Raw genomic sequence first — 25,946 nt, forward strand, 5'->3', positions numbered from 1 at the left:
TTTACAGATCGTCGCAGCGTGTGTCCATGCAACACTTCCTCTTTTTTTAAACCTGTCTGTGGTTATGCTTGAGCCATGAGTGTGCAGCAGCTATTTCCGCCGGGGGGCCAGAGCAGGGCGCTGCATGGTCTTTATCTGAACAACGGGTTGCACCGGCTGGCACCCGAAAACGAAATTTTTATCTACGCCAATTATATTGCCAGTCTGGATGGGCGTATTGCCACACTCAGTGACGATGGTCATGAGTTTGTTGTCCCCGCCTCGATTGCCAATCCGCGCGACTGGCGGCTCTACCAGGAGCTGGCCGCACAATCGGATATCATGTTGACTTCGGCCCGATATTTTCGCCAGCAGGCGAAAGGATGCAGTCAGGATCTGCTCTCACTGGGGCGCGAAGAAAACAGCACTGACCTGATCATGTGGCGGCAGCAACAGGGCTTGCAACCACAGCCGGATGTGCTGGTGATTTCTGCCAGTCTCGATATTCCGCCTGAACAGCTTCGCTGTCTGAATGATCGACAGGTATTGATTGCGACCTGTACGGCTTCGGATGGAGCCAGACGAGCTTTTTTTGAACGGCAGGGCTACCCTGTATTGCTGGCCGGCGATGTGCGCGTGGATGGCGCCCTGTTGCGCCGGAAATTATGTGAGCGCGGTTACCGCAGTGCCTATATGGTGGCCGGGCCTGAGGTTCACCATACACTGCTTGCGGCCGGTGCGCTCGATGCGCTGTTTTTGACCACACATCTTGGTTTGCTGGGGGGAGAAGCATTTCATACGATCACGTATGGAGCGTTGCTTCAGTCAACACAGCTGCAGCTTGAGTCACTATATCTGGATCAGCAGCCCGATTCATCGCAATTATTTGCCCGTTATGCCATCAGGTATGCTGCTGCGGGCCCGGAAATGCTTGCGCTGAATGTGGTTGAATGACGGTGTTCTGATGGAGGGAAGTATGTTGCAACGCTATGGTTTGATACTTCTTGGTTTGGCGACCGGTATCATGTTCTGGCCGCTTGAAGCGCTCATGCATGATTTTGTCTTTGATAAGGGCGATTTTATTTCCAACTTGTTCAGCAGTGATCCGGATGAGCTCTGGATGCGGGCCCTGATCACCCTGGCATTTGTCGGTTTCGGTTGGCTGAGTCAGCGCAGTTTGCGCCAGCAGCATGAGCTTAAGGCCCGCCTTCAGCGCAAGCGGGATCATCTCGGGCGGGTGATTGATTCAACCTATGATGCTTATGTGGCGATCAATGAAGAGGGGATCGTGGTTGGCTGGAACAGCAGTGCCGAGAAAATGTTCGGTTATCTCAGGCAGAATGCAATCGGTAAGGATATTGCCACACTGATGATTCCCGAGCGCTTTCGTGCGATGCATCACAAGGGGATGGAGCGTTATCGGGAGAATGGCACCGGCACGATGCTGTACCGGCCGGTGCAGATGAAGGCCTGCCATCGCGATGGCAGTGAGTTTGATATCAGTATGGTCATCACCCCGCTGCGTGTGGAGGAGGGGCAGGAGTTTTTCGCCTTTATCCGTCGTATGGATGAATCTGTTGTACAAGGACGGAGGGTGCTGTGACAGAGCTGTATGGCATTGCCAATTGTGATACGGTAAGAAAGGCGCGCCGCTGGTTGGATGAACACGGGGTTGCATACCGCTTTCATGATTACAGGAAAGATGGTCTTTGTCGTGACATGCTGGTGTTGTGGGTGGATACACTGGGCTGGGAGACGTTGCTGAATCGACGTGGTACGACATGGCGGCAGCTGCCGGAGGCAGACAGGCAAGGGCTTGATGGTGAGCGCGCGATTGAGCTGATGTTGTTGCATCCTGCTTTGATCAGGCGGCCCTTATTGTCGATGACCGCGAGGTCGCACCTGGAAACGGGATTTTCTTCTGATCGCTATAGCGAACTATTTCAGTGACGATGCATTCACATCAACCGTTGTTTCTGCCGGGGCCGGCAGGACGCCTGCAGGCCTTATACCATCAGGGCGATGAGCATCTGCCTGCGGTCGTGATTTGTCATCCGCACCCCCAATATGGCGGCACGATGCGCAACAAGGTGGTTTACTGGATGGCGAGGGCATTTGAGTCGCAGGGGCACCCGGTCCTGCGTTTTAACTTTCGTGGTGTGGAACAGTCTGACGGCATATGGGATGGCGGCGTTGGTGAGGCGGATGATGCAGCCGCAGCGCTTGAGTGGATGCATGGTATGCATCCGGAGAGTTCGCTTTGGCTGGCAGGCTTCTCATTTGGTTGTTACGCCGGTTTGCAGGCTGCCCATGCCGACAGTCGGGTTGAGCGCATGTTTGCCGTGGCACCGGCCGTGAATATGTGGTCTTTCGATTTTCTCGATCAGGAAACGCGTCCGTTGACAGTGGTGGCTGCGACGGCCGATGAGATCGTTCCTTTTGATCAGCTGCAACAGTGGGGAGAGAGCCATCCGGCGGTCTCATTTCATACGATTGCCGGTGCCGGTCACTTTTTTCCGGCCCATATGGAGGCGATGATGTCGGCGCTTATCGCCGATCTCTGACCGGCTAAACACTGCTTTCCGAACAGTCGGATTGCAGCCTATTTCTTACGACGGACCATTTTCATAATCAGCTGGTCCAGCTCTTCAGGGTTGAACGGCTTGCTGATCAGGATGGTGTTTTCCATCTTGCGCGTATCCTCGATCACAAGCGACTGATCATAGCCGGTGGCGTAAATCACCGGGATATCCGGGCGGAGCTTGCGCATGCGGCGCGAAGCCTCCAGTCCGTTCATCTGCGGCATGACCATATCGGTGATCACGATATCCCATGCCTCGGGTTTACTGGCAAACACTTCACAGGCCTCGCTGCCGTTACGGGCCAGTGTGACCTGATGTTGCATCGCTTCAAGCAGCTCCATGGTGGGCTCAAGTACCCGGTCATCGTCATCCACCAGCAGAATGGTGACGCCGGCATGTTCGGCTGACTCGTGTGCAGGGGAGGAGGCATGTTTCTGCGGGATCGTTGGCAGAAAGAGATGGAAGGTTGTGCCGTTGGCGGTTGAGCTTTCCACATCGATGATGCCCTGATGATGACGGATGCATCCCATGACCATCGCCAGGCCGAGACCACTTCCGAGCTGTTTGGTCGAGAAAAACGGATCGAAAATGCGCTCGCGGATTGCTTCCGGAATGCCGCGTCCGTTATCATGGATGCACAGGTGAGCAAAATTGCCATGGCGTAGCACCGGATGCTTTCTGATATGGACAGCATCCGTTTCCGGATTGAGCGCAAACAGACCGATTTTTATCTCGCCATCATTGCTGTCGCGCAATGCTTCGGAGGCATTTTGAATGATATTCAACAGTGCCTGCTGCAGCTGGTTGGGATCTCCGCGAAACGGGAACAGACCGGACTCGAAGTCGCATCGGATGTTGATGTTTTCGGGCACGGAGTGGCGGGCCAGTTTGGCAAATTCCTTGACGAAAGAGGCGAGAGGAAATTCGTTGCTGTGCATCTCGCCCTGCCGGGCAAAGGTCAGCAGTTGTTTGACGATCTCTGCGGCTTCCTGTGTGATCGCCTGAATTTTCTTCATCCGGTCGGCTGTTTTCGGCATATCCCTGACTTCCCGGGTAGCCAGATAGGTCTGGCCCACAAGGCCGGCCAGCAGATTGTTGAAATCGTGAGCGATGCCGCCGACCAGCGTGATCAATGCCTCCTGCTTCTGGGTGTGGCGGAACTTCTCCTCCATGGCAACCTGACGACTGATGTCCTCCTGGATGATCACATGGTGTGTCAGTTTCTGCTGATCATTAAAGATCGGTGCGATGGTGATGGAGGCCGTGAAGCTATGGCCATCCTTGCACATAATGTTCTGACGGCCCTGCCATATTTCACCGCTGCCGAGGATATCGAGTTCGTGTGTAAAGCTGGTTTCCGGTGTGGCAAACAGCGTATCGTAGATGGCGATGGTTTTGAGTTCGTCAGGTCCCCAGCCGGTCTGGTTGAGAAAGGCGCGGTTGGTGTACTCAATCGTTCCTGTAGGATCGGTAATAATCACGGCTTCGCCAGCCTGATCAATGGCTGCCGCGAGCAGATCCTTTTCTCTTTCAAGGAGCTGACTGTGTCGAAGTTCCTCTTCAAGCTCAGTGGTGGCAAAACGATATTTTTCGATCAACCGGTGCTGCTCGCTCAGGTCCTGAATGCTGAACAGGGCCAGCTTGTGGGATGCAAGCCACGAAATCGTGACCAGCTGTGAGCGCAGTGATCCGTCCGGGAGAGGGCAGGGGATCAGGTGATGATGCAGTTGTGGTGAAAAGATCACCGGAGGGCCGCCATTCAGCACCTGTTCGATGCGCAGGCGGAATGCCGGGGCTTCGAGTTCAGGATAGGCATCAAACAGCCCCTTTCCAACCATTTCTTCTCTGGTTCGATCCGTCCAGTGCTCAAGCATGCGGTTCCACAATACAACTTCCGCATCCCCGTTAATGGCAAGAATGCCGGTCGGAATATGATCAAGAAGAGGGAATTGATCGGAGATGTTCATATAGCCAGTTCCCTGTCTATTGAGATCAGCAACTGTTCAAATGACGCCACCTTGAAAAATAGCAGGATATTGCCTTCAACCTTCAGCTCATTGATGGCAAACGTGGTGCGCGCAAGCATGATGGTATCATTGCCGGTATGATTTTTGCGGAAAATATTGAGCAGTGAGCACTCCATATATTCAGGGACCGTATAGCTGAGGGCGGCATTGAGCATATTGGCGATCGAGCCCATCACACCATTGAGCAGAATATTACCGACCTCGGCCAGCGTGCCGGCTCGCAGCTCATCAAGCTCGGGCGAATCATCCATCTCTCCGGTCAGGGCGGTGATCAGTGTGTTGGCCGAATCAGTCGGGAAGATCAGAGAGGTATTGCCCTCGAATCCACCGCGAAAGCCCATCCAGATCGTCGATAGCAGCTCGTCCGCTTCATAGGGTTGCAACTGATGATAATCATCGAGTGTGATCAGTGAAACTTCCGGGACAACCAGCTCGATTTTGTGCCCGATCAGGGTATGCAGGGTGGATGCGGCATGACCTACCCCGATATTCATCAGCTCGGTAATGGCATCCTTCTGGAGTACATTCAGTTGTCTTGTCGATGAGGAGTGTGCAGCAGATGTCATGCTTTTCTCTCCCCTTCGGCAAGCGCATCGGTGAGTGCTGCCAAAACAGCCGCCTCCGCAGGTGGTTTGTTGAGGAACGTATGGGCCCCCAGTTGCATGCATTCATCCCTGACAGCATCCTGAATATCAGCCGTCAGAACAATGACAGGGATCGTGTTTCCGGCATCCTGCAGCGTTTTCAGTACGCCAAAGCCATCCAGCCCGGGCATCACCAGATCAAGAAAGAGCAGGTCTGGTTTGTCCTGCTGCATGATCTCAAGGCAATGATTGCCATTGGTGGCCTCGATAATCTCGTGGCCGGTCCGGTTCAGAATCGTACAGGTGCGACGTCTGATAAAGGTGGAATCATCGGTGACAAGAATTCGGGCCACATTTATCTCCTCATTGTTGCAATCATCTCCGGGGCTACGCAAGAAACGGGCCGATTACCTGCGCCGGTCTATTGCACAACCTTGATCAGTGTACCGCTGGCAGGCTGTTCATTGATATCCATACCGTTGAGGGCGGCCAGCTTCTCAGCAGTGAAGTGGCCGAGTACCTCTCCGTCCTTTTTGGCCAGCTGCTGCCAGCTGTCGCCAGCCTGCCAGGTGTAGAGGTGGATGCGAGGAACATCGCCATCGATTTGCTTGTCATAGTTGCGGAAGCTGCGGGAAATCTGCGAGAACTGATCGCGGTACTGCTCAAATGCATCGCGCTTTGACCACATCGAGACCACAAATGCCTTGCTGCCTTTAAGGAAAACATGCGAAATAATCATGGCCTGGCTTACGTGTGGTGCAGACATGCGTATCATCGCCTCTGCATGCTGCATGCCGGACTGTTCGCCGCTTTGTACAATGCCGAATAATTTTTGGCCCGGGAAGACCTCACGCAACACCTCCTCCGGTGTCTGGTGCTTGCTCAGTTCTTTTACCTTCATCATGAAGTAGACATCTTCCTTACGCAGTCTGGCGTTGACGGCTGTCGGTGTATTGGTGATGACCCAGTCTTTCGGAAAATCCAGCTGGATACCCAGATCAGGGTGGAGGAAGCGCTGGCCGATAATGGCTCCCTGATCAGGATTATCACCGTACGGATAGCCGTCGAGTGCCGCCAGCATCTCCCTGTGGTTGACGATGCCATGCTGAAGCTGGCTCTGCTCACTGAGTTTGACCGCTTCTCTGATACGTTTTTCGGTTTCCGGATGGCTGGCAAAGGCGCCGTGGTACTCTTCTACCTTGTCACCGGCATCGATCTTTTCCTTCTTGTCCAGGTCCGCCAGGCGTTTCAGGGTTTTCAGAATGCCAATGGTGGCTTCAGGGTCATAGCCTGCCCGCGTAATGTAGGTAATAGAGAGCTGATCGGACTGGAGTTCCGCCTCTCTGCCATAACCCTGAATCACTGCCATGGCGACCATGTCGGTCAGCATGTTCGAGCCGTAAGGGATAGGAAGAAATACCGAGGTGACAGCCATGCCAAGCTGATAGGCCTGAGCCTTGGTGTATTGTTTGACAGCATGGCGGGCTGTGACATGGCCGATTTCATGGCCAAGGACGGCGGCAAGCTCTGCCTCATTGTTCATGTGATTGAGCAGGCCACGGTGTATATAGATATAGCCGCCGGGCAGGGCGAAGGCATTGATGGTGGCGTCATCCACCACATGAAAACGATAATAGAGCTCCGGGCGATCGGCTTTGGCCGCCACCTTTTGCCCTACCTTGTCCACATAGCGTACAAGCGGATCGTTTTCAGGCAGCAGGGGCATCTGTTTGGCGACCTGGGCGGCTCCCTGCTGTCCAAGTTCAAGCTCGGCCTTTTCGCTCATCAGGACAAAATCGTGATTCTTACTGACCGGATTGGTGGCACAGCCGGAGACTCCGAGCAGTGCTGCGATGGTCATCAATGCAAGGGGACGGAATTTCATATCATTACCTCTGAGCGTGATTATTCCATATCGAAGGGCGAGTGCAAGGCAAGATCGTATGTGCCGGAGCGGGACAGGCGTATGATCCCCCTCACCAGAACGATTTGCTCCGGGGTCACGGGGGTGGGCTGTTTGAACCATTGGCGGTAGCGAACGGGTATGGTGATGCGCAGTCTGGCAAGCCTGAAACCCCACGGCTCGATATGGGAAACCTGGCCGCGGATGACGCGAAACTGACCGATTTGATCAGCACCCGCCTGCTCTGCCGGCAGTACCCTGAAGCGATTGGTGCGCCAGATGCCAGTGCCCGCTTTGCGTGCATGCTGTTCGGCCACGATGAGTTCACGGCTCCAGCGGAAATTGGGTGCGAAGGTGTAGACATGCGCGAATCCCTTCTGCACAAGGTCGGCATTCACCCACAGGCCATTGCGCAGATACACCTGGGCCAGTGTTCTGCCGTAGTCGTCAAACTTGTCGCGATCAAAGGCAAGTCGGACGGTCTGGCCCTGGATCATTGTATTCAGTCGTTGTCGCGCCTCATGGCCCATTGGCTGTGCCGGCTGCTGGCCATGGGCAATTTCAGGTGTATTGATGCCAAGCAGGCGCACTCTTTCGCCGCTTGTGGTGGTGAATGTGTCGCCGTCAAATACCCGGGCTACGGTCACCCAGCGATCGGACCGGATAACCGAGAGGGTGCCTGCCTGTGCACTGCTGCCGAACAGCAGCAGTATCAGTAGCAGTGGAATCTTGAAGGTAGAAAAACGCATTCAGCGGGGGCGTCCTCGCGCCGAAGCCGTGAATGAATCAGTGTTTCCGTGCGGGCCATGGACGGTCCGCCAAATCCGCATCTCCTTAATGGGTTGCCGGAGCGGCAAGTGTACCCACAAGCTCGCTGTAGCTGCGCATGTTGTGTTTGCCCAGGTAGTTGCGGATGCCGTCGAGCAGGGAGCGGCACATCAGCGGATCGTAAAACAGGCCGGTGCCAAGGCCGATGGCATCAGAGCCGACAATGGCGAATTCAAGGGCATCATCTGCATTGCATATGCCGCCCTGGCCGAGGATGGGGATGTTGTGTTTCGCAGCAATGGCTCGCGTCTGGTGAATTTTCCATAGTGCGACCGGCTTGATGGCTGGTCCTGACAGGCCGCCGGAGATGTTGGCCAGTACCGGCTGACGGCGCTCGATATCTACAGCCATGCCGACCAGGGTATTGATGACGGAGAGGCCGTCGCTACCGGCCTCAATCACCAGGCGGGCCGTTTCTGCAATGTCGGCATTGTTGGGTGAAAGCTTTGTAATCAGAGGCTTGCTGGTCATGGGGCGCATGGCGGCAACGACGCGGGCGGCCATGCACGGGTTGTTACCGAAGTGGACTCCCCCCTCCTTGACGTTGGGGCAGGAGATATTGATCTCTATGGCGGAGACCGGGGAGTCATCAAAAATGCGTGCGATTTCAGCGTACTCTTCCGGGCTGGTGCCATTGGCATTGGCCCAGAAATGGGTCTCATGGTGTGGCAGTTGCGGCAGAATCTCATCTACGACATAACGGGCGCCGGGATTTTGCAGGCCAATTGCATTGAGCATGCCGGAGGGGGTCTCATAGACTCTGTGCGGCGCGTTGCCCATGCGGGGTTCAAGTGTGGTCCCTTTCAGGATAACGGCACCGATGTCGCGGTTATTCCATCCTTCCACACGTGTGTACTCCTGGCCGAAGCCGACGCAGCCGGATAGCAGTACCAGCGGTGTTTGCAGGGTCAGCCCTGCAAAGTTTACGGATAGATCTGGGGTGGAGGTGAGTGCGTCGGTCATGGGCGCAGCATAGCGCTGATTTTATTGGTGGCCTACTGTCAGTTTATTCGCTCATCCGATTGTCCCCGGGTGATGGGGGGATACCTCCCCCTTGCGGGGTATTCTTTCCGGCTATTGGATTTGTGTCCGGATATTATCATTGCAGCTGAGAGCAGGCATGCAGTGCGCAAGTCGTCTCCATATTGACAGAGGAGGAGAGATCCGATGAAAAAAATGCTGATGATTGCAGCTGCTGCTGCATTTATGACTTCTGGCCTGGTGGTTACTGAAGCCGTGGCAGGTACCGAGGCCAAATGTAAGGCTTGCCATAACTTTACTGCCGCAAACAAGGTTGGTCCTGGCCTTGCCGGTGTTGTTGGACGTGCAGCGGGCAAGCATGAAGGTTTCAAGTATAGCTCTGACCTGGGTGGTGCTAACTGGAACTGGGATGAGGCTCACCTGCGTAAGTGGATGTGCAGCTCCAAGGATGCGATCAAGGAGTTTACCGGTAACGACCATGCTAAAACCAAGATGCCACCTCAGAAGGTTTGCGATGCAGCCAAGCAGGATGAAGTTCTTGCATTCCTGAAGAGTATCTGAGTTTTTCCTGTAGCAGGGAGCGTACGAAAAAAAGGCAGCCCGACGGGCTGCCTTTTTACTGTTTGGGCGATGCTGATTTTACTTGTAAATAAAACGCTTGCGCGTCTGATTTCGCAGTGCGGGCGCAGGCGATACGGTGAGAGTTGAGTCGGTATGCAAGTGTTTGATTGGTAGTTGAAAGCAGAAAACGGTACTTTGCTTGTTCCGGATGGACTCCGGTCTGAAAGGATCATTCATCAGCATCCCGGTTGGCGGAGTGGCTCATTCACTGGTGACTCAAACCCGGGATAGAGAGGCAGTTGTTGAGCATGTTTGGATCGGTGAAGATTGCCGGTTGTTTGGCTGGCTTTTAGGGTGCGCATGTTGGAAGTCTCGAAGTTTCTGCACGGGGGGGATGTGTCTCGTAGTCTGTTGACGGTTTTGCTGGCGCTACTGGCCTCCTGCGGGTTGGCCAAGGGTGATCTTCATCCGGTGCTGAAGCATGCCGTGAATACGGTGGAAATTGCTGAGGTCGAAGGGGACGGCATCCTGGTGATTCGCCAGGTCAATCCTGTATTTCTGGTGATGGGTAGTTCCGGTATGGTGCTTGATGCGGTGCTGATCAGCAAAAACCATGAGCGTTACGAGGAGCGGGCCGGAGCTGTGTATCAGCAATGCATGAATACATTCAGGGATACGCTGGCGCGCGAGATCGGAGGGATGGGGTATGCGGTCCATGCCGGTGATGTGAAATACTGGGATTATTTTAAGCCCAGCCAGAAAGGGCTGCGTGATCATGCTGATGCGATATTGCGCATTCGCTTCAAGCAGCTTGGTTTTTTTTCCATGGGTTTGAGAAGTGATTTTATTCCGTCGGCCTATGTGTTTGCCGAGTTGATTCAGCCCGAGACGCGCGAAGTATTGTACAGCGACCGCTTTACGGTGGGACTCGATGAGTCGATTGTCAAAATTGCTGCCTTGGCGGAAGGCGAAATCCGGCCATTGCTGGTGCCGGGCGCTGATGTTGCCTATGCAGATCTGAAGGATGTACTGGATCACCCGCAGCAAAGTCGCATGGCTTTGTTGAGCATCGCAGAGGCTGCTGCGAGGCATGTTGCCGAGGGAATGCAAGGGCGTAGAGCGCCGACATTGATGGTCTATCAGCCGGAGTTAAATAGTCACCTTTCGTCTTTGCCATCCTTTGATGCGATGCGGCAGGAGATGAAGCCGTAGAGCGGTTGCCGGATGCAGGGGCAGGTAAGTTCCGTGATTTGTTGTCGATATGGTGGATACGGGGTGTGCAGAATCTTTGACACACGAGTGTTTCGTTGCTGTCAATTGTGCGTTATAGTGCCGCCCTTGGGCCTGACTTAAGGGTGTGCGCGGTTTTGCGCGGTCTGTCGCGATTGTTGAGTGTGAAATATATGTTGATATGTGCTGCGTGGGTTTGTACTTTAAAAGTTCAGGGCGTTAATCGCTGATGTTTAACAAGGTGGGTGCGATGAGATCATATCTTGACGGTAGCAGGGCTGCACTGCGTGTGCTTTTATGCGTTTCTCTTTTTCTGTTTGTGCAGCCGGCATTCGCTGATATCGGAGACAGGCTTGAGGTAACGGAGGGGACGACCTCGCTGTATGCAGGGCCATCTTCTGCGGCCTCAAGGCTGATGGCGATTAATGCCGGTGAACAGATGGTTGAGATGGAGCGCCAGGGTGCCTGGGTGTTTGTATCGCTAAAACGCTCCGGTGATCAGGGCTGGATCCTTGCCAGTCAGGTTCGCAAGGCGACGCAGTCAAATGTACGGGCCGCATCAGCTGTAGCCGAAGCTCCCCGGATCAATCTCCCTGTGGCTCAGCCTGCTGCAAAAAAAGAGCTGAAAAAAGAGAGTGCCAAAAAGGCATCGCGACAAGCAAGGGTGGTAGAGCCCGAAGTGTTGCCGGTTGCGATGGAACAGGCTTCCTCTGTGAAAATCCTGCCGCCACCGGTGAATGCGCAGCCTGAAGGGGCGTTTGCTACACATAAGGTTTCTCTTGAGGATCTCGGCTTTCGCAAGGGTATTATGTTTGAGGGGGCGACAGTATCGCATGCTGCGACCTTCTTTTTTCCGGCCCCGCTCGATTCGCGCATTACCAATGGTACACTCAGGTTGATGTTCCGTGCTTCGCCTGATCTGCATGAGTTTGCCAATATCCGTATCTCTATCAATGATACACCGCAAAAGCAGGTGCTGTTGCCGGGCGATGGCGGTATGCATGAGGTGGATGTGCTGCTGGGACCATCCGCATTTCATGGCAAGCTGGTCAAGGTGACCGTCAGTGCAGTGCTGCCGATGTCGGATGATCGCTGCTTTGACGATCGTCTGAGCAATATTTTCCTGCATATCATGCCCGAGTCATCGATGGCGATTTCCTATCAGCCGCTGGCTGAGTCCATCCGTGACGCATGGCGTCTGTTGCCGCACAAGGTCACCATCAGTCTCTCCGAAGGTGTGCTGAGTAACGAGCAGTTTGCCTCGACACTGGCGGTGATGTCGATTCTGGCCGATGAAGGCAAGAAGGTTGAAATTGTACGTCTGCCTGTGATGGGTGATATCGTGGTTGCACCGAAGGCTGCGCTGGAAGGCATGATGGCCAATGGCAGCCTGCGAGATGATAAGGGCGAGCCGATTGGACCAGCCGGCAAGCCGCTTGATCAGGTAAGCAACCTTGCGCTGGCGACCTTTGCCAACCGGACGTCGGTGGTTGTGACCGATCCGTTTGACGTGCAGCCGATGTATCTGCTTGATGATAACTGGAAGATGCTGGGTGCAGGCGACCACTATCGTGTTTACCGTCCGGATAATCTGCGTGCGCATGGCGGTCTGCTGGGAACAGAGGGTGAAGCGGGATTTTATTCGCTGCCGTTGACGACGCTGGGTATGAATGTGGATGCCCGTTATATCACCCGTGAAGTGAGCTGGCAGACAGTGATCAGTCCATATGCCCTGCCACTGGGAACGGAACCGGACTTTTTGAATCTTGAGATTGTGGCTCCGGTGCGCTGGAAAGATGATCCGGATTATGAGCTGTATGTGTTCCTGAATGATATTCTGGTGAAATCGGCGCGTCTTGCTGACAACGGCATGAAGCAGCACTTTACAGTCGGCTTGCCATCCGAGTATCAGAAACAGTTCAATGAAATTCGTGTGGTGATTCAGCATGATATCGAAACCGGTGATTGCCATGGTGTGATGCCGCATGATTATGTGCAGATCACTCCTGACAGTAACCTGGTCGTGAAAAAAGAGTCTACGCTGGCACCAGCTAAATTCTCTGATCTTTCCAGATACTTCCAGACAGGTTTCGATACCTATCTGGACAAGAACTATCTCTCCCATCCGGACAAGGCCTTGCATCTGCTGGCGCGTCTGGCTGCAGACTTCCCGCTGGTCATTGATCACAATCGCCTGCACTTTGTCGACTCAACCGAGCGGCTGAGCCCTGAAGTGCCGTTTGTCGCAGTTGGTTCGCTGGGCATGGCGGATGACGTTGAGGCGCCGGTTCGTTTCGATCGCGGTCATGTCAGGATCCAGTCGCCGAAGGGTGAATCATATTTTGATGTCAGTGAGCTTTCCAAGGTGACCGTGGCTGAAATCGTCAAGGCGCCGTTTGCCTATGGCCTGTGGGTCACGCCATCCGACAATGCGGATGAAGAGGTAAGGGATCGCCTTGAGCTGACAACCGATAACGTGGCCTTTATTGACTCACTCGGTGTGATCAAGACCCTCGATAGTTCCGAGCCTTCGCTGGCCCAGGTTTACTACCCGGATGCGGAAGACTGGTTTGACGTACTTGGCAAGTATCGCTTCTGGCTGATGGCGTTGCTGTGGTTCCTGTTGACGATGGTGATCGTGTATATCTACCGCGTTGCGCAGACCAACAAGCGTGCCCGTATGGAGGATGAAACCTTCTATCGTGAAGAAGAGGTGAGGGTGCATGGCGATGCTGCTGCACACATGGTGAGTATCGATGATATTGCTCCGACCGACTCACTGGATCATCTTGATCAGAAGCGGTAGGTGGCAATATGAGTCGGCCTGGAGAGGCTGCTAAGCCCCGTATTGGTGAGTTGCTGGTGAGCCGTGGGCTCATCAGCAACGAGCAGCTTGAGGAGGCACTGCAGCAGCAGCGAGATAGTGGCGGGCGGCTTGGCGATATTATCCTCGCCCGTGGCTGGGTTACGACGGTCGTTTTTTATGACGCTCTGACGGATCATTTCCGTAAAGGTCGGATCGGCGATCTGCTGCTTGAGCGGGGGATGATTAGCGAAGATCAGCTGGCAGAGGCGATTCTCATTCAAAAGGAGTGGGGAAGTCGTATCGGTGATATCATCCAGTCAAAGGGGTGGGTCAAGCCGATTGTCATGGGCAAGCTGCTGGCCGAGCACTTTGACAAGCCGCATGTGGACCTGACGGCGGACCGCTTTGATGAGAAGCTGCTTGACCGCGACCATTTGAGTACCTACTCGACCTATCTGTTTGTGCCATGGCGCCGGGAAAACGGCCTGCTGAAGGTGGCGATGGCTGATGTGACACCGGATCTGCTGACTACGGTCAGCGAGACTGTCGGAGAGCCGTTCGATTTTGTACTGACCTCCAAATTTGATATTATCTGGATGGTTCAGGAGGTCGGCGATCTCTATTACGGCTTCAGGGCTGTACACGAGCTGGCCAACGTTTTGCCGCAGTTTTCGGCCAGTCGTGTGTTTACCGACCGGCAGCTGCTGGTTCTGGCGATTATGATCGCCGTCTTTGTGGTGTCGATGTACTTCTGGCCGGTCGGTACGCTGATCGCGGTCAACGTTATTATTTCGATCTTTCTGATTCTGAACTTTATGCTGCGCATGGTGTTGACATGGGTGGGCGGTGATAAGCGTTACGATCAGGTGGTCACCGACGAAGAGGTATTGGCACTCGATGACAAGACCTTGCCGATTTATACCATTTTGCTGCCGATGTATCATGAGTCGGCGACGCTGCCGCATATCGCCCAGGCACTGCGCTCACTCGATTATCCTCTGGCCAAGCTCGATATCAAACTGGTACTTGAGCAGGACGATGATGAAACGATTAATACGGCAAAGGATCTCGGTCTGGAGGGTATTTTCGAGATCATCCGTATTCCTGACTGCCTGCCGAAAACCAAGCCCAAAGCCTGTAATTATGCGATGAATTTTTGTCGTGGCGAGCTGGTAACCATCTATGATGGTGAGGATGCTCCCGAGCCGGATCAGCTGAAAAAGATGGTGATCGCCTTCCGGAAGGGGCCGAAAAATATGGCGGTGATCCAGGGACGTCTGAACTATTTCAACGTGGCTGAGAACTGGCTGACCCGTATGTTTACCATGGAGTATTCGCTGTGGTTCGATTTTTACCTGCCTGCGCTGGATGCTCTGAATATTCCGATTCCGCTCGGAGGGACCTCCAATCACTTCAAGATCGAGGTGTTGCGTGAGCTCAGGGGCTGGGACCCTTATAATGTGACCGAAGACTGCGACCTTGGCGTGCGGCTGACACAGAACGGCTATCGAGTGGGCGTGGTGAACTCGACCACCTTTGAAGAGGCAAATAACTCGATCCCGAACTGGCTGCGTCAGCGCTCCCGCTGGCTGAAAGGCTATATGCAGAGCTTTCTCGTACATACGCGTACGCCGATCAAGCTTTACAAGGAGCTTGGGGCGGTCGGTTTCTGGGGCTTCCAGTTTTTCATCGGCGGCACCATCGTCAGTGCCTTGCTGACACCGGTGATGTTTCTGATGTATTTTATCTGGCTGGTTACAGATACGCTCGCATTCAACCCTTATTTCCCGCCATTTGTGCTCTATCTGACGCTGTTTAACCTGTTGATCGCCAATGGCATGCTGATCTATCTGTTTATGCTCAGTGGCTTTAAACGCCGTTACTTTGGACTGATTCCATGGTCATTGACCGTACCATTTTACTGGTTTCTGCAGTCCTGGGCCGGCTATAAAGGGCTGTGGCAGCTGATCAACAAACCGTTCTACTGGGAAAAGACCCATCATGGTCTGACATCATTTACGGCATCGCATGACGTGGGCGAAGGCGAAAAGAAATCATGAGGCTGAAAGAGCGCCATCTTAAGGGTTTTGAAGGCAAGTTGATCCTTGTCGCCATGACCCTTGGCCTGCTGGCAGTGACGATCATGATCCTGTCAAACGGCTTTATGCTGGAGGAGGCAACCAAGCGCTGGGCGCTGGTGATCAGTACGCTGGGTGCCGCCCAGATCGCAGTACAGAATCTTACCTTTTTGCAGCCGCATTTTCCTTTATATGTACTGATGCCGTTCTATTATATCCCCGGTCTTGATACCGGAGCGGCGCCTTATCTGGTTTCAGTGCTTGGTGCAACGGTTCTGCTGTTTATGTGGGATCGCGATTTGAGAGAGGTGGAAATCAGCCCGTTCCGGCATGTGACGCTGGCGCTGCTGATTATCATTCACCCCTGCTTTTTATGGGCAGCAACATCCGGTGGTTATCTCATTATGAGTATGATCGCCTTCTACCTGCTCTACCGCGGCTGTCAGCACATTATTTCAGATCACGATATTCACTCTTACATCATGCTCGCCGTGGTGTTCATGGCCTACTTTTTTGTCGATAGCGCTGCGATCTTCATCTTCGTGGCACTGCTGCCACTGATTGTGGTGGTGGCCCCGATCCGAACGGTGATGGTTTCGCCATCCGGACTCTATCTGATTGTGGGAACGCCGCTTGCTTTTGCGATCGGAACCTGGGCCTACATGAACTGGATTTTTGAGGGCAGTTTTCTCCACTTTATTACCAATGCCGACTCCGCCTATCTTGGTGGCAAGTTACATATCGAGGAGTTTCCGTGGCTGATGCAGTACGGAGGCCAGTTGCTGATGCCGTTTCTGGCCGCGACCGGATACATGCTTGTGGCATACCCGGTTTCTATCTATCTGCTGCTCGACACGATTGATAACGGTTATCGTTTTCGCGCCTCATTCGTGCTGTTGTTGCATCCGTTGGTGGCGATTGCCATTGCGACCAGCCAGGAATATCTGTCGCATCCGTTTGAAATTCTCAGTCTGATCAGTGCCGGCCTGATGGCTGAATTGACCTATGTAAAAATGCAGACCAGACGTGAGTTCGTGATTCTGGTGTTGTTCATGCTTGTCAGTGTGGTTGGCGGCTGGTGGTTGTTTGCGGAAACATCCAACGCGCAGATGAAGGAGTGGATGCAGGCATTGCAGGGACCTGTTGTCAGAACGGCGGAAGAGGATACCGATCTTGCTCTCGGCTTGTGGCTGAAAGACAACCCGCAACCCACCATTCTGTTCGAGAAATATGCCTACAAGGTGATTGCCGCACGCGGAAATACGAACAATCTGTTCCTTTCATTCAGCAATGAATTCAAATCCAATCTGCGTCAGCGTGTGCCGGATATGCAGCAGATCGCTCTGCCTGACCCACATACATTGCGGGGCCGCAAGGACTGGGTGAATGGACGTTTTCCCCATATGTATGAGTATGGGATGACCGGCTACAGACTGGTCTATGACCACCTTGGCTGGCGCGTCTACAGGAAGAAGAGCCATGTTTGATATGCGCAGATTATTGCCGACACTGCTGCTTGCCCTTGTTCTGTCCAGTTGTGCAGCGCCCGGATTGATTCAGAACAGTGCGATGAAACGCGGATTTAATGTGATGCAGCATGCATCGATGTCCTGGGAACACCCCTATGCACGTCAGTCTCTGATGGATATGAGATCGACGGGGGCTAACGCGGTTGTGCTGATTGGCTTTCTCAAGCAGTCGCGGCCGGACTCTGTCGATGTTTCGCGCTCGAGCGCGGTTCGGGATAGTGAACTGAAGCGGGCCATTGCCTATGCTCATGAGCTCGGCCTGTATACCATTCTCAAGCCGCAGATGCTGGTGCCCGGTTCATGGGCGGGTGAGATTGACCCCGGCAGTGAAGATGGATGGAAACAGTGGTTCGATGCCTATTCGCGTGAGATCGTTCGCTATGCCCGATTTGCCGCTGCAGAGCATGTGGATGCACTGGTATTGGGCACCGAGCTGGTGCATGCGAGCAAACACGTCAACTGGCCAGCCCTGATTCGTCAGGTTCGGCAGGTGTACCCGTACCCGGGTAAAATTACCTATGCGGCACACAATGTGGATGGCTTGAAGGCATTTCCATACTGGAACCTGCTGGATACCGTATCGCTGACATTTTACCCATCGCTCGGCGTCACCGGTCAGCGTGATGAGATGCAGCAGTATGTCGACCGGGCGGTCACCGAGTTGCAACAGGCCACTGGCAGCCTGAATAAACCGCTTTGGGTGCTTGAATTCGGTATGCCATCGGCAAAAGGGGCATCAGCCCGTCCGTGGGAGTGGAGAGATCTGCACAATGCCCGCGTCGATATGACAGTGCAAAAAGAGGCGATCGACATCTGGTTGCGGGCACTCGACAAACCCTGGGTGGATGGTGCATTTATATGGGTCTGGTATAGCGATGCGAAGTCCGGAACATTGAATGATGCTGATTATACGCCGCAAAACAAGCCTGCCGAAGCGATTATTCGGCGATACTGGAGATGATAAGGAGTGGTGGAAATGATATCTGACGCTGTACGCCCGGCTACCCGTTTACTGCAGCGACTGCTCGCTGTCGCGACCGCACTTGTCATCACCACATTGCCGGCACACGCCGGCGTTGGCATGCTGGGGGAGGGGTTTAACCTCTCTTCAACCAGTCTGGGAGTCACCGGGGGAAGTCACCATTGGGATGTGCAGCGCAAGGTGATCCCATCGATATGTCAGCGTCGTAATGCCAGTCTTGTGCAGGGCTATGAGTATGGCTACTCCTATTTTCACACCGTATTTGCTTCAGTGGCCTTTGCCTATCGTAAATGCGGCCAGATTAACCGTGCCGCCAGAATCAATCCTTTAACCTGGCGGGTCAGGCCCGGCTATACCATTCTTGCGGGCCAATCGATGGGACTCGGCGATGTGGTGGTAGGCGTCAGAACACGCCTGAATCATATCGATACGGCCTCGTGGGAAATTTTGCTGGCGATTCCGACGGGTTACGATAACAACAGTGCAGCAAGGCTGGGGCGCGGGGCGTTGGGATTAGGCGTTGGTTTACTGTTTTCATCACTGCCCTATTCGGTGAACAGTAATCCGAACCCATGGGGCTGGTCGCTGGGGAGTCGCTTTACCTACTACTTCAGTGGCAAGGGTAATACGCTGCAATCGTTTATTGCCGCCCAATATGCCCTTACCGACACCAATTTTGAGCAGACCGGCGATTTTGGCGAGATTCGTCTGGCGCACTCCACCGGTTTTGCCTTAAGTGGTGTGCAGCAGCAGATCTTTTTCAACCAGGTGCCGAACAGTATGACGAACTCCGATCAGACGGTGTTGCAGCTGAAGTACAGCCATTCATTCAGTACCGGATTGTCGACAAGCGCCCATATCGGCAAGGCCTTCTTCGGTAGAAATACGCCGATTGATTACACCCTTGGATTAGGTGTGAGCTACCGTTGGAAAGATTAAGTGTATAGTCGCAAATCGATGTGGTTTGCGGCATTGCTGCTTGCAGCAATGCCCGCGCATGCGTTGTATGCAGCCGACGGCGATGTCTATGTCGTGGTGGATGCATCAAGCCTGCGTAATGGTCCGGATAGTGATTACTCCCCGATTGCCACGCTGAAAAGTGGTGACCGGGTGCGCGAGATTGCGGTTGCCGGCGACTGGGTCAAGGTACGCCAGGAAGGTGGGCAGGAGGGCTGGCTTTATGCTGCATCCCTGCAACGGTTGCCTGCAGCTGCATCATCGTCAACGACACGCCAATCGTCAAAACAGCGGCTTGCTCCGGACGTAGTGGTGGCTGATCCGTTTGCCATGGTCGCTGCTCCGCTTGAAACCACGCCAACAGTATCTTTCCGGTCAACCGGCAAGAAAGTCCTCACCCGCGAGCCTGCTGTAGTGCAGTCTCCATTGCCGGATCCCGCTCTGACACCACTGCTATGGGATGATGCCGTCTTTGCTGCACAACAGCCGCAAGAGAAAGACTCTGCTGTCGCAACGGCTGCGGACAAAGCCACGTTATCCAGATCTCATACTGTGGAAGAGGCCTCTTCAGTCGTTGGTCATGCTAACTCCCGGATGGCGATGGCGACCGATCCGTTTGCCGCATCTCCGGCATCGCAGGACGTTGTCGCAGCGGCGACCGGTGCAGATGCCCGGTCGGGTGATGCCGGCAAGCAAACATCGCAACCATTGCAGACGGGGATGCCGACAGTATCGGCGCGATATCGTTTTAACAGCAGAAGTAAATTACGCAGGGCAGCGGATGCCAGCTCCGATGTCATTGGCTGGGCCGGTCAGGATGCCTATGTCCGTGAGCTGGGGCGTCAGGGAAACTGGGTCAGAGTCGAGATGGAGGTCAGCAGGCGGACAGGCTGGGTATATAGTCAGGTATTAACGCCGGTACCATCTCAGGCTATGGCCGTTGCAGCCAACCCGGAGGAAAGCACCCCGCCGAAGAAAAGGGGGGGGGCAGCGCAACAGGTCAATGTGGCTGATGTGTTATCCAAAGCCGTGCCTGTAGCTGCCGAAGTGCCTGTGAATAGAGCCCCTGAGGTTGTACCGGTTCACACCGGGGTAACAGTTGAGCATGCATCGACAGAACAGGATACAGGTTCAGGCAGTATGGCTTCAGCCCTGACCATGGCATTGCCACAGAAAACTGAAGCGATCGATTCCGGATCGTTGCCGCAGCTACCCGTTCAGCCGGAGGTTTCTCCGGCAGTGTCAGTACCCGCCAGTCAGGCCATCAAACCTGTTTATCGCTTTACCGGCAGGTCCAGGCTGCGTGCAGGCCCCGGCTCCGGTTTTGATGTTGTCGGTTGGGCCGGTTTGGATGCACTGGCCAGCGAGCAGAAGCGTCAGGGTGACTGGATCAGGATCGAGATGCAGGTCAGCAAACGCGTCGGCTGGGTCTATAAAGGCGTTGTGACAGAGGTTCCGTCAGCCGTTGATGCGAATGTAAATCCGGCTGTGTTGCCTAAGGCAGCGCCTGAGTTGGCGGCACATGATCTGGCGACACATGATCTGGCCGTGAGCAGCGAGCCACCGGTCCCGGTGGTCGGGGAAGGGGCACCTGCGCGGGTAGCAGAGACTCCTGCTGCTGTCCTGCCCGGTCTGCAAACAGATACAGCAGAACAGGCTGTTCCCGCTCAGCCACAGATCACTTCTCCTGATCGCTCTGCAGGTCCGACGATTGCAGAAACAATGCCGGTTGCGACGGGTGAACCACATCAGGCGGTCGAAACCAGTCAGAGTGGTGGCGAGACACAGAATCAGCCTGCAACAGCATCTGTCGGAACCGATGCCGTGCAGGCAAGGCCATTGTACCGTTTTAGCAGCAGGTCGAAGCTTCGTAGCGGACCGGATGCAAACGATGAAGTTGTCGGTTGGGCAGGTGCTGATGCACTGGCCAGCGAGCAGCAGCGCCAGGGCGACTGGATCAAGGTCGAGATGCAGGTCAGCAAACGTAGCGGCTGGGTCTATAAAGGCGTTTTATCCCCACTTGTCCCGGCTGAAGTTGGTACGCCTGCTGCCGCAGATAGCGCAGTTGATGCAGTAGCTGCTGCATCCAAAAAGGTGGCCGGGCAAGGCTGGCCGCCTGAGGCGGCTACGGTCATTACACCTGATGTGGCTGTTTCCGGGAAACAACCCGCCACAACCGAGCCTGTCAGTCAGATTGCTGAACAGCAGGGTGATTCAGCTGCTGTGATGGCACAGCGATCCCCGGATATGGCGGCGGTTGATGCACTGCCACCGGCGCCGAAAGAGGTTGCTGTGGTTGCAGCCGATACGGTTGGTTCTCAACCAGTGAGCGGCCAGGAAAATATGATTATGCAGACCACTCCTATTCGCAGTGGTCCGGGGTCCCTGTTTGAGGTACTCGGTTGGGCGGGTAGCGGTGCTTCTGTTGTGCCATTGGCCAGTCAGGGCAAATGGGTGAATGTCCGCATGCGTGAGAGCGGCAGGGTCGGCTGGATCGATGCGGCGGCATTGCGTGAGCAGGCTGTGGTGGTTCCTCAGAGTGCGCCATTACCAATGGCGATACCAGAGGTCAGACCTGTAGCCTCTGATGCAACGGTGCCAACTGTGGCTCCTGAACCAGTCGAAAAAGCGGCTCTGCCGGCAGAGACGTCGGCGGATATCGGCAAGCTCTGCTTTTTTAATCGGACCAGTAATCTTCAGGCCGGTCCGTCGGATGCCGCCGGCCGTATTGGCTGGGTCGGGCAGAATGAGTCGGCCACGGTGCTTGAGAGTCAGGGTGACTGGCGCAAGGTGAAGATGACCATCAGTGGTGCCGAAGGCTGGGTGCCGCGCAGCCTGTTGCTGGCAGCACTTGAACCGGTGAATGGTGAGACCATTGCTCCGGTTGTGGTCAAACGTCCGCTGGCCGAGGTGAAAAAGCCACAGGTTGAAACGGCGGCAGCGGCACCTGTGGCAGCAGTTAAAACTGTTGGGACAAAGGTGGCTGAAGTGCCAACCGAGATGCAGATGCTGGTTGGTGCGGATAATCGTGTGACCCATCCGACAGTGATGCGCAGTGGTCCGAGTCCGTTGTATGAGGTGAGTGGCTGGCTGGGTAAGGATGCCGCACTTGTTGCAATCAGTCAGCAGGGCGACTGGGTGCATGTCCGTCTGCATGATGGTGGTCGGGACGGGTGGATTGAGGCGCCACTGCTGCAGTTGCCGGTGGTGAAAACGGGTGAGGTTGCAGCGGCGATGCCACTGGTGCCGTTGCAGCAGAGGGCTGCCCGGGTGGCAGCAGCACCCGCAGTGGCGGCGACCGATGAGGTCGGCAAGCTCTGGTTTTTTAATCGGACCGGTAATCTTCAGGCTGGTCCGTCGGATGCCGCCGGGCGTATTGGCTGGGTCGGGCAGAATGAGTCGGCCACGGTGCTTGAGAGTCAGGGTGACTGGCGCAAGGTAAAGATGACCATCAGTGGTGCCGAAGGCTGGGTGCCGCGCAGCCTGTTGCTGGCAGCACTTGAACCGGTGAATGGTGAGACCATTGCTCCGGTTGTGGTCAAACGTCCGCTGGCCGAGGTGAAAAAGCCACAGGTTGAAACGGCGGCAGTGGTACCTGTGGCAGCAGTTAAAGCTGTTGAGACAAAGGTGGCTGAAGCCCCGACCGAGATGCAGATGCTGGTTGGTGCGGATAATCGTGTAGCCCACCCGACGGCGATGCGCAGTGGTCCGAGTCCGTTGTATGAGGTGAGTGGCTGGCTGGGTAAGGATGCCGCACTTGTTACACTCAGTCAGCAGGGTGACTGGGTGCATGTCCGTCTGCATGATGGTGGTCGGGACGGGTGGATTGAGGCGCCACTGCTGCAGTTGCCGGTGGTGAAAACGGGTGAGGTTGCAGCGGCGATGCCACTGGTGCCATTGCAGCAGACGGCTGCCCGGGTGGCAGCAGCACCTGCAATGGCGGCGACCGATGAGGTCGGCAAGCTCTGGTTTTTTAATCGGACCAGTAATCTTCAGGCTGGTCCGTCGGATGCAGCCGGGCGTATTGGCTGGGTCGGGCAGAATGAGTCGGCCACGGTGCTTGAGAGTCAGGGTGACTGGCGCAAGGTGAAGATGACCATCAGTGGTGCCGAAGGCTGGGTGCCGCGCAGCCTGTTGCTGGCAGCACTTGAACCGGTGAATGGTGAGGCCATTGCTCCGGTTGTGATGCGGCGTCCGCCGGTACATGTGGAGGCAGCCTCCGTGAACCTTACAACTACGGAGGAAGCAGCAGCTCCTGTGCGTGATATGCAGGTTTTGGCTGCTGTGAAGAACCAGGTATCCAGAACGACGGTGGTGCGCAGCGGTCCGGGCACAGCCTTTGAGGTGCGTGGCTGGGTCGGCAAGGGTGTGGATATCATGCCGCTGAATCAGCAGGGAGGCTGGGTCAATGTGCGCCTTGAGGAGAAGGGGCGGCAGGGATGGATTGACAGTGGTTCGGTCGAGCGCCCTGTCGTGGTGACTGCAAGTGTGCCATCACCCTGGGCGGGTAGTCCGCAAGCGCTTGCTGCGAATACATCCACTGCATCTGCACAGACCGCTGCCAATAAGGGTAATCTCTATATATTCAAACAAACCAGTGATTTGCTGGGGGGGCCAGGGCAGGCCTTTGAGCGGGTCGGCTGGGTGGGCCGCAATGAGTCGGCCAGGGTCATTGGCAGCAAGGGCGACTGGCGCAAGGTGCAGATGACCATCAGTGGCAAGTCAGGCTGGGTGCCGGAAACGCTGCTGACGGCAGTGCTTGGTCCGACGACGATTGCACTTGAAGAGGATAAAAAGCCTGTTGAGCAGCGTAAGCCCGATGCCTTTAGTGAGCCTCAGCGGGCGCGTGTGCTGGTGACCTCAACGCTGCGCCGGACAGCAGCATCTGATGCCGATATGAGTGGTTGGGTGGCCCGTGGTGAAATGGTCTCCGTGCTTGCCAGTGAAGGTGGCTGGACGCATGTCAGCCCGCTGCAGACAGGGAAAGAGGCGGGGTGGATCCAGTCCGATTATCTTAAGCTGATGAAGCCGGCCAATCTGGTGGGACGCAATATTATTGGTGGTTCGATTCCTTATGAAAGCTATAAGGATCGTATCTCGCATGGTGAGGTGTTTAACTTTTCATACTCGGCACTTGAGCAGGCTCTTTACCCGGTGCCGGTTGAAGAGATTGATATGGTGATGTCGGAGCCGGACCTTAAAGGCCTCTATCGTAAGGGTATGTATGATAAATCCGCTTTCGACGTGAATCTGCATATGGGCAAGATGAAGTTGCATGGCGAGGTCAGCGTACTGGGAAGTTCGACCCGTGTGTTCCGCAAGAAATCGCTGCTGATCAAGCTGGATAAGCAGGGCGGCCGCTGGTACGGGCGTCGTCATATCGCGCTGCGTACCCAGTCATCGGATAAATCGATGATGCGAGAGTATCTGTCGTGGAAGCTGCTGGCAGCGATGGGGATGAAGGTGCCTGAGGTGCACTTTGCCCGTGTCCGTTTCAATCACAGCGAGCAAACAACGTTGTATCTCTCCATCGGCTGGATGGGTAAGGAGTTCTTTACCGACAACGGGCTGGATCCAAGAGGCGAGTTCTTCCAGCCGAATGACGCGGCTCACTGCGGTGATCTCTATACAGCCGAGCACATGAACCTCTGCTTTGACAAGATCACACCGGAGGATGGCGATTACAGTTCGATATCGGACATGGCCAGGGCAGTCGTGAATGCAACACCGGAAAACATTGATCAGGTGCTGGAACAGTATTTTGATAGTGAGACGGTGTTGAACTGGATTGTCGGCAACTCGCTGGTGACCAATGGTGATACCTACAACAAGAACTACTGGCTCTACCACCAGCCGGCGGGCAAGTGGACGGTGGTGCCATGGGACTACAACCTGACCATGGGTCGTACCTACGATCCGTTCGGAGTGGCACCATTTACGGTCTTTAACGAGAATTTCCAGTACTACTATGCACCGGATGTGGGTGCGGGTAACCCGGTCAAAGACAAGTCGTTGCGTAATCCGCGCATGCGGGCCCGCATCGAGGCGAAGATTCGTCACCTCACCGGTATGGAACCGAATGGTCCTGAGGAGACCTTCGGCTGGTACTCACCTACGGTGATGGAGGCCCGTATCGGCAATATCGCCGCGGTATTGGGTAAAGAGGTGAATAAGGATACGGTCATCGGTTATACGGAAGCTGACTTTGCCAATGCCTACGAGGCATTGATGCATTATGTCAAATCGCATGACTATTTCCTGAAGTACAAGCTGTTCGGCAGTTATCCGTGGGAGCCGGCAGAGCCGAACCTGCCGCTGATTAATGAGCCGTTGGCCAAGGAGCTCAATGGTAGCGCGACGATCAAGGCCGGTGGTGACCACTTTCATATGGTCGATCCTGCCTGGGGCTATTTTGTGGCCCATATGAACCTTGAGGAGCCATTGAAGAGTGAGGTGGCCTTTGATGTGAAAATTGAAGGGGGGCAAAGTCCCAAATATTTGCCACCGACGATGACACCGAGCCGGTGTATCGAACGCTCCTGGGTGGTATCAACGAAAACACCGGGGGCATCGGTACGCGGTGATCTGATGTTTGAGTATATTCAGGAGAACAGCCGTCGTACGGAAGCACCGGCCACATTGCATGAGGAGCTGCTGGAGCTTTGGGAGCTTGAGGGTAATCACTGGAAAATGCTGAAGACAAATACCAATGAGTATTCCAATACATTGACGGCCAGAGGCGTCAGTCTGAATGCGGATGAACCCAAGCGTTTTGTTGCCTGTAGCCCGTTCTAGTGATAGAAATCGAGCGCAGGGTCGGGGCCCCGTTTATCAGGCTAATACGTATCTATGAAGCGGCTGCCAATTATTTGGCGGCTGGCTGTTCTGCAGACAGGATGTCACAACCTCCGGAATGGTT

The 25,946-nt window shown here is 54.9% G+C and carries 18 protein-coding genes; 12 read left to right on the forward strand and 6 right to left on the reverse strand.

Features of this window, described 5'->3' with window-relative positions; all coding sequences use genetic code 11:
- Nucleotides 1–75: 75 nt before the first annotated feature.
- From FEF65_RS01545 to FEF65_RS01560, 4 genes are read left to right on the forward strand one after another with little or no spacing between them, the layout of a single operon-like run.
- Nucleotides 76–933, forward strand: a complete 858-nt coding sequence (locus tag FEF65_RS01545) for a RibD family protein (protein WP_138238008.1) — start codon at nucleotides 76–78, stop codon at nucleotides 931–933.
- A 22-nt stretch (nucleotides 934–955) separates the two neighbouring features.
- The gene (locus FEF65_RS01550; RefSeq protein WP_138238101.1) at nucleotides 956–1,582 is read left to right on the forward strand and encodes a PAS domain S-box protein; all 627 of its coding nucleotides are present in this window, start codon (nucleotides 956–958) and stop codon (nucleotides 1,580–1,582) included.
- Nucleotides 1,579–1,929, forward strand: coding sequence for an ArsC family reductase (locus tag FEF65_RS01555; RefSeq protein ID WP_138238009.1), 351 nt, complete (start codon nucleotides 1,579–1,581; stop codon nucleotides 1,927–1,929). Before FEF65_RS01550 ends, FEF65_RS01555 begins: the two co-directional genes overlap by 4 nt.
- Nucleotides 1,930–1,931: 2 nt before the next feature.
- Entirely contained in the window at nucleotides 1,932–2,543 is a 612-nt protein-coding gene (locus tag FEF65_RS01560) for an alpha/beta hydrolase (RefSeq protein WP_138238010.1), read from the forward strand.
- A 38-nt stretch (nucleotides 2,544–2,581) separates the two neighbouring features.
- On the opposite strand, the gene FEF65_RS01565 is transcribed toward FEF65_RS01560, so the two are convergent.
- From FEF65_RS01565 to FEF65_RS01590, 6 genes are all read right to left on the reverse strand, one after another.
- Entirely contained in the window at nucleotides 2,582–4,528 is a 1,947-nt protein-coding gene (locus FEF65_RS01565; protein ID WP_138238011.1) for a PAS domain-containing hybrid sensor histidine kinase/response regulator, read from the reverse strand.
- Nucleotides 4,525–5,154: a chemotaxis protein CheC gene (locus FEF65_RS01570; protein WP_161595151.1), complete on the reverse strand. Its 630-nt coding sequence runs from the start codon at nucleotides 5,152–5,154 to the stop codon at nucleotides 4,525–4,527. The genes FEF65_RS01565 and FEF65_RS01570 overlap by 4 nt, the downstream gene beginning before the upstream one ends.
- The gene (locus FEF65_RS01575) at nucleotides 5,151–5,525 is read right to left on the reverse strand and encodes a response regulator (protein ID WP_138238013.1); all 375 of its coding nucleotides are present in this window, start codon (nucleotides 5,523–5,525) and stop codon (nucleotides 5,151–5,153) included. Before FEF65_RS01575 ends, FEF65_RS01570 begins: the two co-directional genes overlap by 4 nt.
- Nucleotides 5,526–5,593: 68 nt before the next feature.
- Nucleotides 5,594–7,057 (reverse strand): M48 family metalloprotease, encoded by a 1,464-nt coding sequence (locus FEF65_RS01580; RefSeq protein WP_138238014.1) that lies wholly within the window; start codon nucleotides 7,055–7,057, stop codon nucleotides 5,594–5,596.
- 20 nt (nucleotides 7,058–7,077) lie between these two features.
- Entirely contained in the window at nucleotides 7,078–7,824 is a 747-nt protein-coding gene (locus tag FEF65_RS01585; RefSeq protein ID WP_138238015.1) for a thermonuclease family protein, read from the reverse strand.
- Between the two features lie 85 nt (nucleotides 7,825–7,909).
- On the reverse strand, nucleotides 7,910–8,866 hold the full coding sequence (locus FEF65_RS01590; protein ID WP_138238016.1) for a dihydroorotate dehydrogenase: 957 nt from the start codon (nucleotides 8,864–8,866) through the stop codon (nucleotides 7,910–7,912).
- A gap of 204 nt (nucleotides 8,867–9,070) precedes the next feature.
- On the opposite strand from FEF65_RS01590, the gene FEF65_RS01595 reads away from it, so the two are divergent.
- The 8 genes from FEF65_RS01595 to FEF65_RS01630 all read left to right on the forward strand — a co-directional run bounded on the left by FEF65_RS01595 (nucleotide 9,071) and on the right by FEF65_RS01630 (nucleotide 25,822).
- The gene (locus FEF65_RS01595; protein WP_138238017.1) at nucleotides 9,071–9,445 is read left to right on the forward strand and encodes a c-type cytochrome; all 375 of its coding nucleotides are present in this window, start codon (nucleotides 9,071–9,073) and stop codon (nucleotides 9,443–9,445) included.
- 396 nt (nucleotides 9,446–9,841) lie between these two features.
- Nucleotides 9,842–10,657, forward strand: coding sequence for a hypothetical protein (locus FEF65_RS01600; protein ID WP_238701106.1), 816 nt, complete (start codon nucleotides 9,842–9,844; stop codon nucleotides 10,655–10,657).
- Nucleotides 10,658–10,925: 268 nt separating this feature from the next.
- A complete protein-coding gene (locus tag FEF65_RS01605) occupies nucleotides 10,926–13,481 on the forward strand; it encodes a cellulose biosynthesis cyclic di-GMP-binding regulatory protein BcsB (protein WP_138238018.1) in 2,556 nt (851 codons plus the stop codon).
- A gap of 239 nt (nucleotides 13,482–13,720) precedes the next feature.
- Nucleotides 13,721–15,541, forward strand: coding sequence for a glycosyltransferase family 2 protein (locus FEF65_RS01610; RefSeq protein ID WP_476703439.1), 1,821 nt, complete (start codon nucleotides 13,721–13,723; stop codon nucleotides 15,539–15,541).
- Complete coding sequence (locus FEF65_RS01615; RefSeq protein WP_138238020.1) at nucleotides 15,538–17,046, forward strand: hypothetical protein; 1,509 nt, start codon at nucleotides 15,538–15,540, stop codon at nucleotides 17,044–17,046. The genes FEF65_RS01610 and FEF65_RS01615 overlap by 4 nt, the downstream gene beginning before the upstream one ends.
- On the forward strand, nucleotides 17,039–18,049 hold the full coding sequence (locus FEF65_RS01620; RefSeq protein WP_138238021.1) for a glycoside hydrolase family 113: 1,011 nt from the start codon (nucleotides 17,039–17,041) through the stop codon (nucleotides 18,047–18,049). Before FEF65_RS01615 ends, FEF65_RS01620 begins: the two co-directional genes overlap by 8 nt.
- Before the next feature lie 15 nt (nucleotides 18,050–18,064).
- Nucleotides 18,065–19,009 carry a hypothetical protein gene (locus FEF65_RS01625; protein ID WP_138238022.1) on the forward strand — a complete coding sequence of 315 codons (945 nt, stop codon included), beginning with the start codon at nucleotides 18,065–18,067 and terminating at the stop codon, nucleotides 19,007–19,009.
- Nucleotides 19,010–25,822 carry an SH3 domain-containing protein gene (locus FEF65_RS01630; protein WP_138238023.1) on the forward strand — a complete coding sequence of 2,271 codons (6,813 nt, stop codon included), beginning with the start codon at nucleotides 19,010–19,012 and terminating at the stop codon, nucleotides 25,820–25,822. It abuts the gene before it with no gap.
- Nucleotides 25,823–25,946: the final 124 nt, after the last annotated feature.

Origin of the sequence: Mariprofundus erugo, assembly GCF_005818865.1 — a bacterium.
Classification (GTDB): Bacteria; Pseudomonadota; Zetaproteobacteria; order Mariprofundales; family Mariprofundaceae; genus Mariprofundus; species Mariprofundus erugo.

Bases quoted from the DNA above. Each gene is read 5' to 3' on its own strand.
- FEF65_RS01565 (WP_138238011.1), bottom strand. From the start codon at position 4,528: ATGAACATCTCCGATCAATTCCCTCTTCTTGATCATATTCCGACCGGC.
- FEF65_RS01620 (WP_138238021.1), top strand. From the start codon at position 17,039: ATGTTTGATATGCGCAGATTATTGCCGACACTGCTGCTTGCCCTTGTT.
- FEF65_RS01610 (WP_476703439.1), top strand. From the start codon at position 13,721: ATGATTAGCGAAGATCAGCTGGCAGAGGCGATTCTCATTCAAAAGGAG.
- FEF65_RS01605 (WP_138238018.1), top strand. From the start codon at position 10,926: ATGAGATCATATCTTGACGGTAGCAGGGCTGCACTGCGTGTGCTTTTA.
- FEF65_RS01590 (WP_138238016.1), bottom strand. From the start codon at position 8,866: ATGACCGACGCACTCACCTCCACCCCAGATCTATCCGTAAACTTTGCA.
- FEF65_RS01560 (WP_138238010.1), top strand. From the start codon at position 1,932: ATGCATTCACATCAACCGTTGTTTCTGCCGGGGCCGGCAGGACGCCTG.
- FEF65_RS01580 (WP_138238014.1), bottom strand. From the start codon at position 7,057: ATGAAATTCCGTCCCCTTGCATTGATGACCATCGCAGCACTGCTCGGA.
- FEF65_RS01595 (WP_138238017.1), top strand. From the start codon at position 9,071: ATGAAAAAAATGCTGATGATTGCAGCTGCTGCTGCATTTATGACTTCT.
- FEF65_RS01585 (WP_138238015.1), bottom strand. From the start codon at position 7,824: ATGCGTTTTTCTACCTTCAAGATTCCACTGCTACTGATACTGCTGCTG.
- FEF65_RS01570 (WP_161595151.1), bottom strand. From the start codon at position 5,154: ATGACATCTGCTGCACACTCCTCATCGACAAGACAACTGAATGTACTC.
- FEF65_RS01625 (WP_138238022.1), top strand. From the start codon at position 18,065: ATGATATCTGACGCTGTACGCCCGGCTACCCGTTTACTGCAGCGACTG.
- FEF65_RS01615 (WP_138238020.1), top strand. From the start codon at position 15,538: ATGAGGCTGAAAGAGCGCCATCTTAAGGGTTTTGAAGGCAAGTTGATC.
- FEF65_RS01550 (WP_138238101.1), top strand. From the start codon at position 956: ATGTTGCAACGCTATGGTTTGATACTTCTTGGTTTGGCGACCGGTATC.
- FEF65_RS01545 (WP_138238008.1), top strand. From the start codon at position 76: ATGAGTGTGCAGCAGCTATTTCCGCCGGGGGGCCAGAGCAGGGCGCTG.